Here is a 16,486-nt window from a genome sequence, read left to right as displayed (position 1 = left end):
AACGAGGTATCGAACCCTTGAGCAAAAATGCCATTATCATTTTGACCACGTTGATCACCGGGTTGGCCATCGCGGTGTTTATTTTCCTGTTCTACAAGGTGCCTTACGGCGATGTCGGGCCGGAGCAGCCGATTCCCTTCAGCCACAATGTTCACAGCGGGGTCAAGCAAATCCAGTGTCAATACTGCCACCCCTATGTGGCTTATTCCAATCATCCAGGGATCCCGGCGGTGGAAAAATGCCTGCACTGCCATAACTATATTATTGCCAACCACCCCTGGATAAAAAAGGAACACGAATATTTTAACACCAACACGCCAACGCCCTGGGTCAAAGTCAATTATGTGGCCGAACACGTACTGTTTAATCACCAGCGCCATATTAACAGTAAAATCGCCTGCACCGAATGCCATGGACAGGTGCAGAACCTACAGCGTCTGCCGCATAAAACCTGGTATATGAATGAGTGCATTACATGCCATTTTAAAAAGGGCGCCAATGTGGACTGCTGGCTGGCGTGCCATAGCTAGATCGTTATAGGTTAAAAGTTATTGGTTATTCGTTATACGAAATTGAGATAAAGCCGATATGCCAGAAACAAATAACCAATAACAAATAACGAATAACAAACATGGGAGAACCAAATTTGTCGACTGAAGTCACTGAAAAGGTGTCATCGAGCAATCCGACCGCCAAGGCATTTACGCTGACATCCGCACTCTGGTTTGCCGCGGCAACCTCTTTTGGCATGATTGCCGCGGGCTATTTGATCGCGCCGGATTTTTTGGCGAATGTCGAATATATTCACTTTGGCCGGGTAAGGCCCATGCACATCAACGCTGTATTGTTCGGTTTTGTAACCCCGGGTTTACTGGCGGCAGCCTTTTATTATTTTCCCAGACTATTGCGGACCGAGCTGTTCAGCCATAAGCTCGGCATATTCAGCGCCATTTTCTGGAATATTACGGTTGCCGCCGGTATGATCGGTATCAGTCTTGGGCACACCCAGGGTCGCGAATACGCTGAATTGCCATGGCCAGTTGATATTATGGTGGTGATCAGTTTCTCCCTGGTCGTATTCAACATTTTAATGACCATCCGCAAGCGTGCAGAGCCCATTTTATATGTGTCCATCTGGTATACGACCGCCGCTGTCCTTTTGACATCCATCACTTATTGCCTTGGCAATGTCATTTGGAAACCCGATACCGGCGCCCTGGTGGGTATCCCGGATGCCATCCTTCTATGGTTTTACGGGCACAATATTTTCGGGCTCCTATTGACGCCCATGGGTCTGGCGGTGGCCTACTATGTGCTGCCGATTGCCACACGCAGCCCGCTGTGGAGCCACACGCTGTCACTGGTAGGGTTCTGGTCTTTGATCATCGTTTATACCCATATCGGCACCCATCACCTGCTGCAGGTGCCCGTGCCTACCTGGCTGAAAACCATCTCGATTGTTGACAGTGTCGCCATGGTAATTCCGGTTATGATCGTATTGATCAATTTATGGTACACCATCAAAGGCAAGCTGGGGGAGATTCATGCTGACATTGGCGCCAAATTCGTGTTGACCGGCACCATATTTTATTTCTTTGTCAATATCCAGGGCTCAATGATGGCCCTGCCGCATGTGCAGCGCATCACCCACTTCAACAACTGGGTGGTCGGCCATGCCCATATCGGTGTGCTCGGATTTGCCGGGGTAACAGCCCTTGGCGGGCTGTATTTCATTTTACCCAAAATTACGGGCAAACCCCTGTACAGTAAATTTCTGGCCGACGTTCAATATTGGCTGGTGCTGATCGGTGTCACGGGCTTTGCGGTGGTCCTGACGGTTGTTGGACTCATCCAGGGCAATGCCTGGTACAATGGTGAAGCCCTTTATCGCACCTTGCCCATGATTCAACCCTATTACATTTTAAGAGCCTCGCTGGGATTGTTTATTATGATTGGCGCATATATCGGATTATATAACGTCATTCGATCGCTATATTTTAATCGCGGAGTTGCAACATGAGAATGACCCCGACTGTCATTATCACGGGTATTCTGGCCCTGTTGGCGGCTATTACATTGATCGTCGTCTACTGGCCCTATGCCACCCAGGATAAGACACCTTCTGAAATTTTTCGCACTCGCACGGCAATTGAAAATGAAGGCCGTAAAATTTACCTGGAGAACGGGTGCGTTTACTGTCACAGTCAGTCCATCCGGGCCATCGATTGGATCCACGGCGCACATCGCATTGCCCAAACCGGCGATTATGTGGCCGACGAACCCGTGGCGCTGGGATCCCAGCGCACCGGTGTGGACCTGTCACAGGAAGGCGGCGAGCACCCAGATGACTGGCATATCGCTCATTTTATCAATCCGCGTTACACGCGGCCGAGCTCGATTATGCCGCCCTTTGAGTGGCTGGGTATGGAACGCATTCATCAACTGACTCAATATATTCAAAGCCTGGGATTTAAAAATGCCGACCGGCGCATGGAGCGCCAGCGTTACTGGAAAGCCGAATCTATCAAGGCCTATGAGGCCGGACCTGATGTAAACGCCCGCTGGCTGGCAGAAATTGTGCCGGAAGGGTGGCGCAACATCCCGAATCCGTACCCGACCACCAAGGCCAGCTTGCAGCGGGGACATAAAATTTATCAGAATAATTGTATCGGCTGCCACGGCCCCATCGGAGACGGCATGGGCCCGGCCCAGCCCTGGATATATCCGCCGCCGTTAAATTTCACGATTTTGAAGGGCCGCGAGATATCCGGCGGGATTATCTACTATCAGCTGATGAACGGCATAACCGGAACGGCCATGCCGTATTTTAAAAAAGAGCTGGAATCCCAGAAGCTCTGGGAGGTCGGTGATTACATTGCAGTTTACTTTATTAACCAGAGCGATGCCAATGCCGAACCGCGCGGTATAGATGCGGCCTGGGAACCATAACATTAGGCGAAATTGGCCCTTTTTCCGAATAGCTGCGTTCTCCGCGGATTTTAGGCCTCGACGTACCAAACGTACGCCTCAACCTAAAATCCTTGTGCGGCCTGGCTCTTCGAATAAAGTTCCTATTTTCGTATAACTTGCTTGATCGTTGATTTATTAACTATTTAACTATTTGACCAATCAACTATTTAACTAAGATGTACTACCCTTACTTTATTGCATATATGGCTGCCGGATTTGTTATCAGCCTGGTGGTGTTTTTCTGGGCGCTGAACAGCGGGCAGTTTAATGACCAGCAAAGGGCGCGCTTTTTGCCGCTGCAAAATGAAATGCAAACCCAACCGGCAAAAATACCCAGATTTGCGCGCATTCAAACCGCTGCTCTTTTTTCACTGGTTTGCCTATGCCTTGCAAGCGCTGTGGCGGTAGTGGTCTTTTCCTTGATAAAAGGGATGCAATAATGGCTCCTAGCAGAAAGGGTTTGATTTAAAAAACATTCAAGGAATCCGGCTATGAGATATTTTACCTTACTGGGCATTCAGCATTTTGTTATGTATCTGTTTCCGGCCCTGGCAACGGTTGTGCTGTTTATCATCGGCCTGGGGTTTTATTACGTCAAGCGTAAAGATGCGGAAGAACGCGAAACGCGCATCATCGAGGAATTTCCCGGCGGTATTCAAGGCCGCAACGCGCCTTTTCCCCTGGTGGCAAGTCTCATACTGATTGGAACCATTATCTGGGTATTCGCCTATATCGTCTTAATTGGTACTTTAGAGGTCAGAATCTAATGGAAAATACGGATCACCATGCCTCGGCAGTCAAAACCTGGCTATTGGTACTTTTATTTGTCGCCATCATTGTCTTCAAGGGGTGGCTGGCATATACCGTTATTGGGGACCTTGGGCAGCCCGACTGGGATTATCGACCGATAGATGATGTGCCTGCGGAGTCTGCTTATGCCATTTGGGATCCTTATTACCCATTACCTTACGCTCAGCATGTGCTCAAAGAGCAGGGTCAGGAAGAAAACCCAAAGCATTTGTATATTATTCCTTTTAAAGGTGTTGAATAAATGAAAAAGGTAATTGGCTTTTTGATTGGTGTCGTCATTGTAGTTCTGGTTGCCTACAATGCGCTCGTCTATTATGATAATAACTTCCGCTATGGCCGGATGCGGGAAACACCTGCCGTGCGGCCTTACGAAGAGCCGCTGCTGATCAAGGAGGCTGGCATAGTCCCGGTAAACGGTGGCGAAGCCATTTTCCGGGTATCGGCCGGAACCGACATACCATCTCCCTTCGATTTGAACCAGCCGGCTGCGATCGATCGCGGTAAAGCCGTATACCTGGTCTATTGCGCTCAGTGCCACGGTCATAAATACGACGGCAACGGCAGCGTCGGTCAGAGCTTTGCGCCTTTGCCGACCGATCTGCGCAGCGCCAAAGTCCAAAACAGCCCGGCCGGTGTACTTTTTAAAAATGTCAGCTATGGCATCCCCGATGGCCGGCAGCCCCCATTGCACGCGACCATCACCGTCGATGATCGCTGGCGAGTCGTTGCTTTTGTCAAATCCCTTGGCACGCGAGAATAATTCTCTTCAATCCCAAACTTCACTTTCTTTCGTGTTTTTTTCATATTACATTCTGGGTTCGGCAGTAAGACCTATCCAGGTTTCAGGTGTCGGGTGTCAGGTGTCAGAAGAACGAGGTCAGACGACAGATGGGAATTAAAACAAAATAGCCTTTCTGTCCTCTGTTTTCTGCTCTCTGTCATCTTTTTGCTGACACCTGACACCTGAAACCTGACAACTTGATTATAGAAATTATTATTTAGAATTTTCCTGGCTCCATGGTTAAGCACCCTGACTCAAATAACACCTCGAAAAAATGTGACCTGTGCGGCCTTCCACTGCGCTACAAAACAGCTACCGCCGCTATCGCTGGAGCCGATTATGCGTTCTGCTGCCACGGCTGCCGGCAAGTGTTCACCATCCTGATGGAAGCTTCAGATTCGCCCAATCCTGAATCGTTTAAAGAAACCCAATTGTTCAAGCAATGCCAGTCCAAAGGTATTATTCCGGCTTCTGAAGAGCAACTCATCGAAATTTCACGCGATACCGCTTCCGTGGGTGATGACGCCCAGTCAAATGCCGCCAAAGCATCCGCATCAATTGAGGCACCTAATGCCCTGACACTTACGCTGTTGGTCAGCAAAATGTGGTGTTCGGCCTGTGCCTGGGTCATCGATAAATCTTTGCAAAAAACCCAGGGTGTCATCGATTCAACCTGCAATTTTTCAACGGACCGGCTACAGGTACTTTACGATCCTATCAAGGTCTCTCCTGATCAGATCATTCAAAGCATCGGCAAACTTGGGTTCCAGGCAGCAACGGTTGAGGAATCCGGCAAAACCAAGGAGTTCTCACGGGAATTTGTGCGTTTTGCAGTCTCGGCTTTTTTGACCATGAATGTGATGATGCTATCTTTTGCTCTATATACCGGCTTTATTACAGACTTTTCAGCCGAAAATGCTGCGAAAATATCCTGGCCCATGTTTGTCATGGCCGGTGCCGTTTTGATCTACGGCGGATATGATTTTTACAAAAAAGCCTGGGCAGGATTGCGCCATGCGGCCTTCAGCATGGAAACCCTGATCATTATCGGGGCCTTGAGCGCTTATTTTTACAGCACGTTTAACCTTTTACGCGGCAGCATCCATCTTTACTATGACACCGCCGCGATGCTGATCACCCTCGTATTGCTCGGCAAAGCACTCGAGCGCCGCGCCAAAAGAAAAGTGCTGATGGATCTGGAAAATTTCTTTGCGCTGGCACCTACAAAAGTTAGGATCTGTAATCGTGATTTTCCCGACGGCCGTTATGTGGCCATTGAACAACTGGCACCCGCTGACCATTTTCGTGTGGCTGAAAATGAAATTATACCGGCGGATGGGCACATCCTGGCCGGCAGTGGCAGCGTGGATGAATCCGCGTTGACCGGCGAGCCGGTGCCGGTTGCCAAAAAGACCGGGGATTTTGTTAGAAGTGGCACTCGGGTCCAGCAGGGCGAATTTAAAGTCAGCGCCGAAAAAGTCGGTGATGATGCCACCCTGGGTCAGATGATGCAAATCATTGAAAAAACGCTGCTGACCAAGTTGCCTATCGAAGGTAAAACAGATGTCATCCTGCAATGGTTTGTGCCCGTCATTCTGGCAATGGCAGCTGCCACCGCCGTTATATGTGCCCTCAGCGGTATATCGGTGGAAGCGTCCATTTTAAGAGCTGTGACCGTCATGGTCATCTCCTGTCCCTGCGCGCTGGGAATCGCCATCCCCCTGGCCCGGGTGGCCGGGATATCAATTGCCGGCAAAAAGGGAATTCTGGTGAGGGATTTTGCAGCCTTTGACATGGCACAACGCGTCAGTGCATTTGTATTTGATAAAACCGGGACAGTCACACACGGTAACTGGACCCTGCAGGAGGTGATCACTTTGGGTTCTCAAGATCGGGATGGGGTATTTCACCTAGCGGCCGGTCTTGAAATGGATTCAGATCATTTTATCGCCCGGGAAATACGGCAGCAGGCCAAAAAACGCCATTTACAGCCGGCGAAAATCGAACAAATTCAGACGGCCGAAAACGGCATATCCGGTCTATTTGAAAATACCCCTGTAAAAATCGGCTCAGCGGGCTTTATGGGGGACACCCTCATCGACTTCAAAAAAGAATATGATTTCAATCGCATACAGCCAACATCAACAGATTCATACGTATTTATGAGTATCGGCGATTCGCCGGCCGCTATTTTCGCATTTGGAGACACCCTTCGCAGCGGCGCCAGAACAACCATTGAGCAATTGCAGCAGCGCGGGTTAAAAACCCAACTGGTTTCGGGTGATGGCATTCAGACGACGCGTGCCGTTGCTGAGGCTGTTGGAATTCCCGAGGCTTTCGGCGGCCAAACACCAAACGATAAAGTAGCCGCCGTTAAAGCCTTGCAGAAACAAAATCACCTTGTTGCGATGGTCGGCGATGGCATCAATGACGCCCCTGCTCTGGTGCAGGCTGATCTTTCGCTGGCGGTCCATTCCGGGGCGCATCTGGGCGAAGAGGTGGCGGCTGTGACCCTGATGCGGGCCGAACCCGAACAAGTCATTGATTTTCTGACATTTTCTACAGTGGTCAACCAAAAAATTCATCAGAACCTGGTCTTTACCTTCGCATACAATGTCATCAGTATCCCCATCGCCATGAGCGGCCTGTTGAACCCGTTGGTGGCCGTTTGCGCCATGCTTTTGAGCAGCATCAGCGTCATCGGAAACACGCTGATGCTGGTCCGTAAGCACTCCGCTCAGGGTTCCGAGGTTCAAGGTTCAGCGTTCAAAGGTTAAGGTCAATGTCCGCTGGTTTTTATCGCCTGGCTTCTGACTTCGGCCTGTTGCTTGCTGGCTGCTTAAACCACTAAACTCGGAACACGTAACACGCAACCTCTGAACCTCTGAACCTAGGAACCTAGGAACCAAAAATATCGATTTAATTAAACATTTTGTTACCAATGGTATTATTTTTGCATCTATATATGTAGATGTGTTGTAAGGAACAGCATTGTTGAGTCGACCGTAAATGGCTTAGGTTGTGGCATTTGAACCGTCTACAAGCGAAAGTAAAGCAATTATGAGGAGTTAGCCGGATTGCCGTGAATCGACCACAAAACGGAATTAAAAATGTGCCTGCGAAGTGCCTAAAAACTGAGTTCAAAATAGGATAAAGCTGCCAAAAAATGTTACAATATAACGTCAAAAAGGCGTTAATTTTTTTAATATCCAAGTTGCCAAAACAGGATTGATGCTTACACATTTGGTTAGGGAACACGAGGCATTGGGGTTAAAAAGAACTTGTATTTAGTATAGATTTTGAATTTCCAGCCAGTCAATTCCTGCCCGAAGGTGAAAACAGCATCCCCGCAGATGTTCATGATTTGAACAAAATGGACGAATTCTAATAAATCCACGAGCTGGCAGCTTGAGCCACACGCTGAACAACAATAATTTCAAACAACCATATACGATGGGAGGAAAAATGCCTAAAAATTCAAGCACGCTTCACCAGCACTTGGCAGCTGTCAAAGACGGCAAGTTGCGGTTTGAAAATGCTTTCCAGGGAGTCTCCCGCATGATCCTGGAAAGTGAAATTGAAAAAGTGGTGGTGAACGGTAAGACAACCTATGATTTTAAGATATTCCGCAATGGCGCCAAGCACGTTATCGGCATGTATGATGAAATCAACAGTTTTGTGTCATATGTGAAAGATGCCGCCGAAAATGGTTCCTCCAAGGAAATGGCCTTTGTCCTGGTGGGTGAACCGGGTAACGGCAAAACCTATTTTGTGGAATTTTTGTCGGGCAAATATCGCAGTTTTCTGGCCAAGGAAAAAAATCGTAAGTTCACCTTTAAATTCTTGAATCTGGAGAAGCTCGGCAACTACGGCAAAATTACCACAATTGAATCCCAGACTTACGAAGACCCCATGATCCTGGCCATGAATCTGTTTGATGATCCGGATGAAACCCAGGCATTTTTGGCCAAACAGATCGGCTTTTCCGATAAAGATATCGAAAAATTCTATGCCGATTATCGGCCGCTAGGCGCCTGCAGCGGCTATATCTGGAATGATCTGCGCAATCATTGCGACGGCAACATCGATGAAATGCTCAAATTCATCGAAATTACACCCGTACCATTGACTGAAAGCCTGGGTACGGTCACTGGAAAATATCCGGCCAAAGACAAAATTACATCATCGGCCGTGGATCTGCTGGGTGAAGAATCCATTCAGCGCCTGTTGCATATCACCGATACCAACAATCCCTATCGTTTTGATCTGCGTCGGGGCGCCCTGGCACGGGTCGCCGGAGGCGGGATTCATTTCAGTGACGAAATCTATAAGAACAAAAAAGACCTGGTCCAGGTTTATCTGGGTGTAATTCAGAACCGTAACATTGAGATCGACGGCTTCAAATGGCCGATCGATACCCTAATTGTGGCCACCAGCAACAATTCCGAATTTCACCGCTTTCTGTCAGAAAAAGAAGAAGCGCCCATCGTTGACCGCTGCCGCATCTGTTACGTATCCCATAATACCAATTACAAACTGCAAAAACAGTTGACCGGCTATGCCATCGGAAGTGAAACCCGCACCACCCTGACCCGTGAAGATTTACATCAGGATCCCAACTTAAATTACGCCGCTTCGGTGACTTCGGTTCTAAGCCGCCTGCCGCGCTCTGAAAAACTGACACCGGTGGAAACCATGAAGTTGGCCGCAGGAGAGGTTGCCGGCGAAAAAAGCATCAAAACATTGGCGGAAGTCATCGACACCCTCAACCAGGATCCGGAGATTATCAACCGTTTTGGTCAAAAAGGTCTGGGGCAACGGAATTTGGGTCGGGCCATTCAATTGTTGATTGAAAGCTCTGAAACCAATGAAGGCCAGTGCATGTTCGCATACGACATCTTCAGAGCACTGGAACGCATTGTTCTGGATTACGTGACCGAAGCCAACGACCGGTCCAAATATCTTGAAGATCTCAAAACCGGCAAGGGATTGTATCGCGAACGCATCATGACCGAGATGTTCAATGCCTACATGGATGAGCCTTATGCCATTCGCAAAGATGTGATGAACTATGTCAACATGATTATCGGAATTGATGCCGAAAACTTAGGCCCGGACAAGATGTGGAAATACAAAGATCCGCAAAACGGGGAGCTGAAGGCTTTAAAAATCGACGAGCGCTATATCAACAGCGTCGAGGAGCGTCTGGGGCTTAAAACCGAGGAGCAGCGAGAGTCTTTTCGAACGTCGATTCGTAAAATTTATGGTCAGAAAATCTCAGTCGATCCGGATTACGATTTTATGGACAATCTGGAACTGGTTAAAGCCGTCACCGACGTACGTCTGAAATCCGATATCGCCGGCGCCGGCAGCTTGATCGGTGCATTGGCCAACCGCACCAATGAAGAAAACCAAAAGCTTTACGATCGCATGATTGAAACCATGCTCAATAAGCTGGGTTACTGTAAGACCTGTGCGCAGAAGACGATCGAGTATTTTTGCACACAAGAAGACGAAAAATAGTGGAAACAGGGGATTTTTCCGAGGAGCTGCGTTCTCCGCAGTTTTTAGCCTTCAACGTACTGCAAGTACGCCTCAGGCTAAAAACTTTGTGCGGCCTTGCTCCTCAAAAAACTTCCCTGTTTCCAACACTTAATTCTCGGGGGGTGATTAAAGCAAATATCATTGAGCCAAGATTTGGAAGGTTTTTTTAGTACCGTCAATTGTGAAAGCAGCAAAGCGGCATAGAAAAAGGCCGCTTTGAGAGATTGTCACAAAACGGCCTTTAGTTAGTGATAGATTCAAGACGCTACCAACGAAATAAATCTATCTAGATTAATAAAAAGATAACACAGTTTATTACATTGGTCAAAAAAATGTTTTGTGACAATCTCCCTCTGATTCCATATAAGATTTTTCAGTCGGAGATTAAATATGACAGAAATATTTATTGCACTCATTAAGTGGTGCATGATGCCATATGTAGTGACAATTTGTTTAATATTGCTGATCGCCTTTATAATAGCTGTATGCACTGAAAAATGGAGCGTATTAGAAAGGGCCAAAGTTATGGCTCGCCCAATGTCCATTTTAATAGATAGATTAAATGGCAAACTGCCTATATCAAAAAAGGATAAATAAAAAATTGATCTGGGATTAGCATAATTGCAGAGAATTGCAGGTTTTTGTTATTTGACTGACACCTGAAACCTTTGGCTAACGGCCGGGGGAAAATATGGATCCAAAAAGTAAAGAGCTATATGAGCGTCTGAAAGAAAAAGGGCTGACGCCCGAGCTGGAGCGTAAGATTCTGGCCGAGCTGGAAATGGTTGGCTCCCATCACCTGCCCGATAGCGCCAACACTGGGACCACAAAATCATTTCGTAAATTTCAGAATATTTACCAATATGATGACCTGACATTTTTACAGGGCATCACCGCATTGCAAAGCACCCACAGCACCAGCCTGCGATCCATCGATGAACTTTTGGAAAGAGACAAACAGCGCGAAGAAGATGGGTTCCCACGCAAAATCAACGTTGGCCGTTTGATAAAGCCTGGGAAGGGCGGCAAAGATAAAGTCGTGGTTGTTCCCTCCACTGTTGAAGAAAAATTCATCCATGACCCATCATTACAGGACTCAGAAGAAGAGCCCTATGGCGGCTCCGGCGATGGAGAAGAGGGCGAAGTGATCGGTGAGCAACCCATCCATCAACCCGACGCGGGTGACGGTACCGGTCCCGGACAGGGGGAGGGCGCTCAGCACGAAATGGAGTCCAACGCCTATGATCTGGGCCGCATCCTGACCGAAAAATTTCAGCTGCCGAATCTTAAAGACAAAGGTAAGAAAAGATCCCTCACCCGCTACACCTATGATCTGACCGATCGACACCGCGGGTTTGGGCAACTGTTGGATAAAAAAGCCACATTAAAAGAAATAGTTGAAACCAATATTCACCTTGGAAACCTGCCCGACATCAACGCGATCGATCCGTCACAATTTTTGGTATCACCTGCTGATATGATCTATCGGGTGCTGTCCCGGGAAAAAGACTACGAATCCCAGGCCATGGTCTTTTTTCTGCGCGATTATTCGGGGTCGATGGCCGGCAGGTCAACAGAATTGGTGGTTGCTCAACACGTCCTCATTTATAGTTGGCTATTATATCAGTATGCCATGCAGGTGGAAACACGTTTTATTCTGCATGATACCGAGGCCTCAGAGGTAAAGGATTTTTACACTTACTATAACTCAGCAGTGGCCGGCGGTACTCAAGTGTCCTCAGCATACCGTCTGGTTAACGAAATTGTTGAAAAAGAAAACCTGGCCCGGGATTACAACATTTACATTTTTCACGGCACCGACGGTGATGATTGGGACACAGATGGCAAAGAGTCCCTGCCACAATTGGAAAAAATGCTGAGTTACGCCAGTCGGGTCGGCATTTCCATCGCCGAACACACACAAGAAGCGACGCATAACACAGAAGTTGAAAAATACTTAAAAAAATCCGGGCTGCTGACAGAAAAAGCGGAATTCATCCGGCTGGATGTCATGCCGGAAAATGCCGGCGAACCACGGTTAATCGAAGGAATTAAACATCTAATTTCAGAATAGCCGATTAATATCTGGCATCTATGTTTAACCACAGCGAACTCAGAGCGCGCAGAGATTGAATACACAAACAAGAGAAGATGAAATCTTATAAAATTACTCTGTGATCTCTGTGAGCTCTGTGGTGAAACCTTCTTTAAGGTGTATACCGAATGGAATTAATTGATCAGCATACCAAAAAGATCATGGAAGGGTGCAAAGAGCGGGCCCGGGAAGCCGGGCTGAACTTTCAGGATGAAACCCTGGAATATATTGTCACCAACCGGGATTTGATCGAACTGACCCCCAAATTGATGATCCCCACTCTCTATGATTACTGGGTTCATGATGTCGAAGTGCTCAAAGAAAAGGGCCGTTACGAACTGTACCCCAGCAATCCCTATGAAACGGTAATCAATACGCGCCCGGCCATCTCATACTACAATGACAACAATCCGGACTGGATGAATGTCATGATTTTTTACCATGTGCTGGCCCATATCGATTTTTTCCAGAACAATTTGTATTTTCGGCACACCTGGGAATATGACTTCACCGGCCGTGCACTATCGGATAAACGCATGATCGCTAAATTCCGATCCGAAAAGGGCCGCTGGTTGGACTACGTCATTGAGTTTGCCCGCAGCATCGATAATCTGGTAGGATACCACAGTGAATTGGCCACCTGGAACCGGCCGCAGATTGCCAACAAATCAAAGATGCTGGATTTTTATTTTGATGAATTTTTACAATCTCAAAAACAGGTAAAAATCAATGAATATATAAAAGAGGTTGAACGGTACAACGAGTGCATCAAAACCAGCAAGGATCATGGCGAAAAAGCCTTTTTTGCGGAAGTGCTTCGGAAATATCCGGAATTTGATGCCATCTATAAAAAACGCCTCAAAGAAGGCACCGATCAAAAGCTGGATTTGGTGCAGCATATATTGAAACATTCCGACTTTTTGAACAAGGAAGAAAATCGCTGGATGAAACCGGTAATCGAGATGGTTCGCAAGACCTCTTTGTTTTTTCAGCCTCAAATCCGAACCAAAATCATGAATGAAGGTTGGGCCAGCTACTGGCACGAGAAGCTGTTTTTGCAGGACGACCGCATCGAAGGACACGAGGTCGATTTTGCCCGTACCCATGCCTTCGTGACGTCATTGCCGCGGGTGGGAATGAATCCCTATGCTTTGGGGATGCGGATTTTCCATTACATCGAGGAACTGGCGGATAAAGGCAAATATTCAATCGAGTTTAAACGCTTACGGGATGCCCGCCAAAGGGAAAAATTTGATGCCAAAACCGGAAGCGGCCAGGCCTTTGTTTATAATGTCCGCGAAAACCTGAACGATTTTATGTTCATTAACACGTTTGTCGATCAGGATTTTATCAATCGAAATAATTTGTTTGTGGCCGGCAAACGGCTCAATCAGAACAGGGGTGTCTGGGAATATTACGTAAAAAGCCGCAAAGCAGAAGATTATCGCCAGATGCTCTTTGATACCCTGTATCATCCGCCCCATATCATCATCGATTTGGAAAAATCCAAAAATGGAGACCTTTATTTATATCATCACTTCGAGGGCAAACCGCTCGTTAAAGAATTTATTGCCAATACCATGATGGGCATCGAATATATGTGGGGCGCTACCGTCAAACTGGAAACCAGTGAGGTGGAAAAGGTCGAACCGCAACAGATTCGGATTCCGATTCCGGGCATGGCACTGCCAACTGAGGAGGCGGGCAAACAAATGGATATAAAATGGGGACGGGTATTATACACCATGAAAGACCGCAAGCTGTCCAAAGTCACTTTAGCGAACTCAGATGTCCACAAACCAGCAGCAAGTTAATACCGGAGAGAAGACCTCATGGGCAAAGTAAAAAAAGCCATCAAAGCCTTAAAAAAAGGGGAAAAGGAAGCCAAAGCTGATATTGGCGCTGAAGATAGTATCAAAAAAGCGATGCTCAATCTTAACCAGAATATGAGTACCCAGGAGCAGCGCACCTCGATTTCCTTTGAGGTCTTTCTCAATGAGCTGGTTAACCAGCCCAAAACCGTGACACGTAATATTTTTCAGGTGTTTCACGATATGATGAAGGCCTATGTTGGTGAAGGTGTTGATGAATACCCCGATGACCCAGAATCCATCAACTTTGCCTATTATGATTGCAGCAAACTGTTCGTAGAAGGAACTGACAACCCATTTTTTGCCGATCGTCTTTTTGCCAACCGCCTGGTGAACCTAGTGGAATCGCTCAAGCGCGGCACCCAGCAAAACAAGATCTATATCTTTAAAGGGCCGCCAGGCTGCGGTAAAAGTACCTTCTTGAATAACATGCTCACCAAGTTTGAAGAGTACGCCAATACCGAATCCGGCTTTCGATATGAGACGGTCTGGCGCTTTGACCGCAACACCTTCGGCCAATATAAAGATTATGAGGCCCATCCCATTCTCAAACAGCTTTCCGGCCTGCTGGAAAACACAGATGCGGATCTGAACCCTTCCGCTGGTGGCAAAAGGCTGCTCAATTCATCCACCGATGCAGAGGAGTTGCTCAATGGTTCCGACACCCCCTATATTGATGAGGATTTTGTTGAGATCCCCTGCCCCAGCCATGACAATCCTCTGCTAATGATTCCCAAGCATTATCGCCGCGAATTTTTTGATGATTTATTTAAAAACGACAAATTTAAATGGCAGCTATCCACCGAAAAAGAATATGATTGGGTGTTTAGAGATCAGCCCTGTACGATCTGCAGTTCATTGTACGAAGCTCTTTTAAGCCGGTTAAAGAGCCCTCAACGGGTATTTGAAATGCTGTATGCGCGACCCTATCGCTTCAGCCGCCGCTTGGGTGAAGGCATCAGTGTGTTTAATCCCGGAGACCACCCCATGAAACAAAATGTGCTTAGCAATATGATGCTCCAGCGGCGCATCAACAATTTTCTCAGGGATAGCAATCTGGTCAAATACATTTTTTCACAATACGCCAAGACCAATAACGGGATTTATGCCCTCATGGACATCAAATCCCACAATACCGAGCGCTTAATCGAGTTGCACAATATCATCAGTGAGGGAGTCCACAAGGTGGAAGATATTGAAGAAAATGTCAACTCCCTGCTGCTGGCGGTGATGAATCCAGAAGATGAAAAAAATATCCAGGGATTTCAATCGTTTTTGGACCGGGTTGAATATATCAAAATACCGTATGTAATGGATCTTTCCACCGAAGTGGAGATTTATCGTAATATTTTTGGCCGGCATATTGATGAACGTTTCCTGCCGCGGGTGCTGCACAATTTTGCCAGAGTTATTATCTCCACCCGTTTGAATACCAAATCAGACGCCATGTTGAATTGGATCAAAGACCCCGCACGCTATCGTCTTTTTTGTGATGAAAATTTACAGCTGCTAAAAATGGAAATCTATACCGGATATATACCCACCTGGTTGTTGCAAAAGGACCGCAAGCGACTGACCGCCAAGAAACGGCGTAAAATTATTGCCGAATCTGAAACCGAAGGTGAAAAAGGTATCTCTGGTCGTGATTCCATCAACATTTTTAATCGATTTTACTCGACCTATGCCAAAGAAGATAAGCTCATCAATATGTCAGATCTGTGCAATTTTTTTACCAAAGCCCGCAAGGAAATCAGAGATTTGATCCCCGGTGGGTTTTTGGATTCCCTGCTGCGCATGTATGATTACACCATCCTGCAAGAGGTCAAGGAATCGCTCTACTACTATAATGAAGAACAGATTGCCAGGGAGATCCAAAACTATCTGTTTGCCATTAATTTTGAGATCGGTTCAATTGAGACCTGCACCTACACCAATGAAAAGCTTGAAATTACAGAAGAATTTCTGGAAAGCATCGAGAAAAAATTGCTGGGACCCAAGGCTGATCGTAATCAACGCAAAACGTTTCGAGATGAGACCCAGAAGGAATATACCTCCAAAACACTTACCCAGGAAATCATGGTAGAGGGTGTTCCAATCTCAGAAACCAAGATATACCAGTCAATGCATGATCGTTATGTGCACAATTTGAAGGAAAAAGTGCTGGATCCTTTTCTTAAAAACGAAAACTTTCGGCGGGCCATCAAAGATTACGATCACGAAGATTTTAAAACCTATGACAAGCGCATCAGAGACGATGTCACCTATCTGATTAATAATTTATGTGAAAAATGCAAATATACCCAACAGGGTGCCAAAGAAATCTGCATTTATGTTATCGATAATGATCTGGCAAAGAAGTTTGCCGAAGCTTAAAAGGGGAATTTAGGGGGGCGTTATTTTCTCACCGCAAGGGCA

13 protein-coding genes are annotated in these 16,486 nt (G+C 46.9%); all 13 read left to right on the top strand.

Going from position 1 to position 16,486, the window contains the following annotated elements:
- The first annotated feature begins 17 nt into the window (after window positions 1-17).
- The 13 genes from QNJ26_07110 to QNJ26_07050 all read left to right on the top strand — a co-directional run bounded on the left by QNJ26_07110 (window position 18) and on the right by QNJ26_07050 (window position 16,444).
- Window positions 18-530: a cytochrome c3 family protein gene (locus tag QNJ26_07110; GenBank protein ID MDJ0985296.1), complete on the top strand. Its 513-nt coding sequence runs from the start codon at window positions 18-20 to the stop codon at window positions 528-530.
- Between the two features lie 101 nt (window positions 531-631).
- Window positions 632-2,020: a cbb3-type cytochrome c oxidase subunit I gene (locus QNJ26_07105; protein ID MDJ0985295.1), complete on the top strand. Its 1,389-nt coding sequence runs from the start codon at window positions 632-634 to the stop codon at window positions 2,018-2,020.
- A complete protein-coding gene (locus QNJ26_07100) occupies window positions 2,017-2,949 on the top strand; it encodes a cbb3-type cytochrome c oxidase subunit II (GenBank protein MDJ0985294.1) in 933 nt (310 codons plus the stop codon). The genes QNJ26_07105 and QNJ26_07100 overlap by 4 nt, the downstream gene beginning before the upstream one ends.
- A 224-nt stretch (window positions 2,950-3,173) precedes the next feature.
- Complete coding sequence (gene ccoS / locus QNJ26_07095; GenBank protein ID MDJ0985293.1) at window positions 3,174-3,410, top strand: cbb3-type cytochrome oxidase assembly protein CcoS; 237 nt, start codon at window positions 3,174-3,176, stop codon at window positions 3,408-3,410.
- A gap of 51 nt (window positions 3,411-3,461) precedes the next feature.
- Window positions 3,462-3,737, top strand: coding sequence for a hypothetical protein (locus QNJ26_07090; GenBank protein MDJ0985292.1), 276 nt, complete (start codon window positions 3,462-3,464; stop codon window positions 3,735-3,737).
- On the top strand, window positions 3,737-4,021 hold the full coding sequence (locus QNJ26_07085) for a hypothetical protein (GenBank protein ID MDJ0985291.1): 285 nt from the start codon (window positions 3,737-3,739) through the stop codon (window positions 4,019-4,021). Before QNJ26_07090 ends, QNJ26_07085 begins: the two co-directional genes overlap by 1 nt.
- Window positions 4,022-4,540: a c-type cytochrome gene (locus QNJ26_07080; GenBank protein ID MDJ0985290.1), complete on the top strand. Its 519-nt coding sequence runs from the start codon at window positions 4,022-4,024 to the stop codon at window positions 4,538-4,540.
- Between the two features lie 257 nt (window positions 4,541-4,797).
- Complete coding sequence (locus QNJ26_07075; protein ID MDJ0985289.1) at window positions 4,798-7,338, top strand: heavy metal translocating P-type ATPase; 2,541 nt, start codon at window positions 4,798-4,800, stop codon at window positions 7,336-7,338.
- A gap of 676 nt (window positions 7,339-8,014) precedes the next feature.
- Window positions 8,015-10,084, top strand: a complete 2,070-nt coding sequence (locus tag QNJ26_07070; protein MDJ0985288.1) for a serine protein kinase PrkA — start codon at window positions 8,015-8,017, stop codon at window positions 10,082-10,084.
- Between the two features lie 411 nt (window positions 10,085-10,495).
- Complete coding sequence (locus QNJ26_07065) at window positions 10,496-10,702, top strand: hypothetical protein (GenBank protein ID MDJ0985287.1); 207 nt, start codon at window positions 10,496-10,498, stop codon at window positions 10,700-10,702.
- Window positions 10,703-10,796: 94 nt separating this feature from the next.
- The gene (locus QNJ26_07060) at window positions 10,797-12,179 is read left to right on the top strand and encodes a DUF444 family protein (protein ID MDJ0985286.1); all 1,383 of its coding nucleotides are present in this window, start codon (window positions 10,797-10,799) and stop codon (window positions 12,177-12,179) included.
- Between the two features lie 149 nt (window positions 12,180-12,328).
- Window positions 12,329-14,014: a SpoVR family protein gene (locus tag QNJ26_07055; protein MDJ0985285.1), complete on the top strand. Its 1,686-nt coding sequence runs from the start codon at window positions 12,329-12,331 to the stop codon at window positions 14,012-14,014.
- A gap of 18 nt (window positions 14,015-14,032) precedes the next feature.
- Entirely contained in the window at window positions 14,033-16,444 is a 2,412-nt protein-coding gene (locus QNJ26_07050) for a serine protein kinase PrkA (protein MDJ0985284.1), read from the top strand.
- Window positions 16,445-16,486: the final 42 nt, after the last annotated feature.

The sequence above is a fragment of the Desulfobacterales bacterium genome, assembly GCA_030066985.1.
Lineage (GTDB): Bacteria > Desulfobacterota > Desulfobacteria > Desulfobacterales > JAHEIW01 > JAHEIW01.
This window is presented reverse-complemented; position numbering and strand designations above follow the sequence as displayed.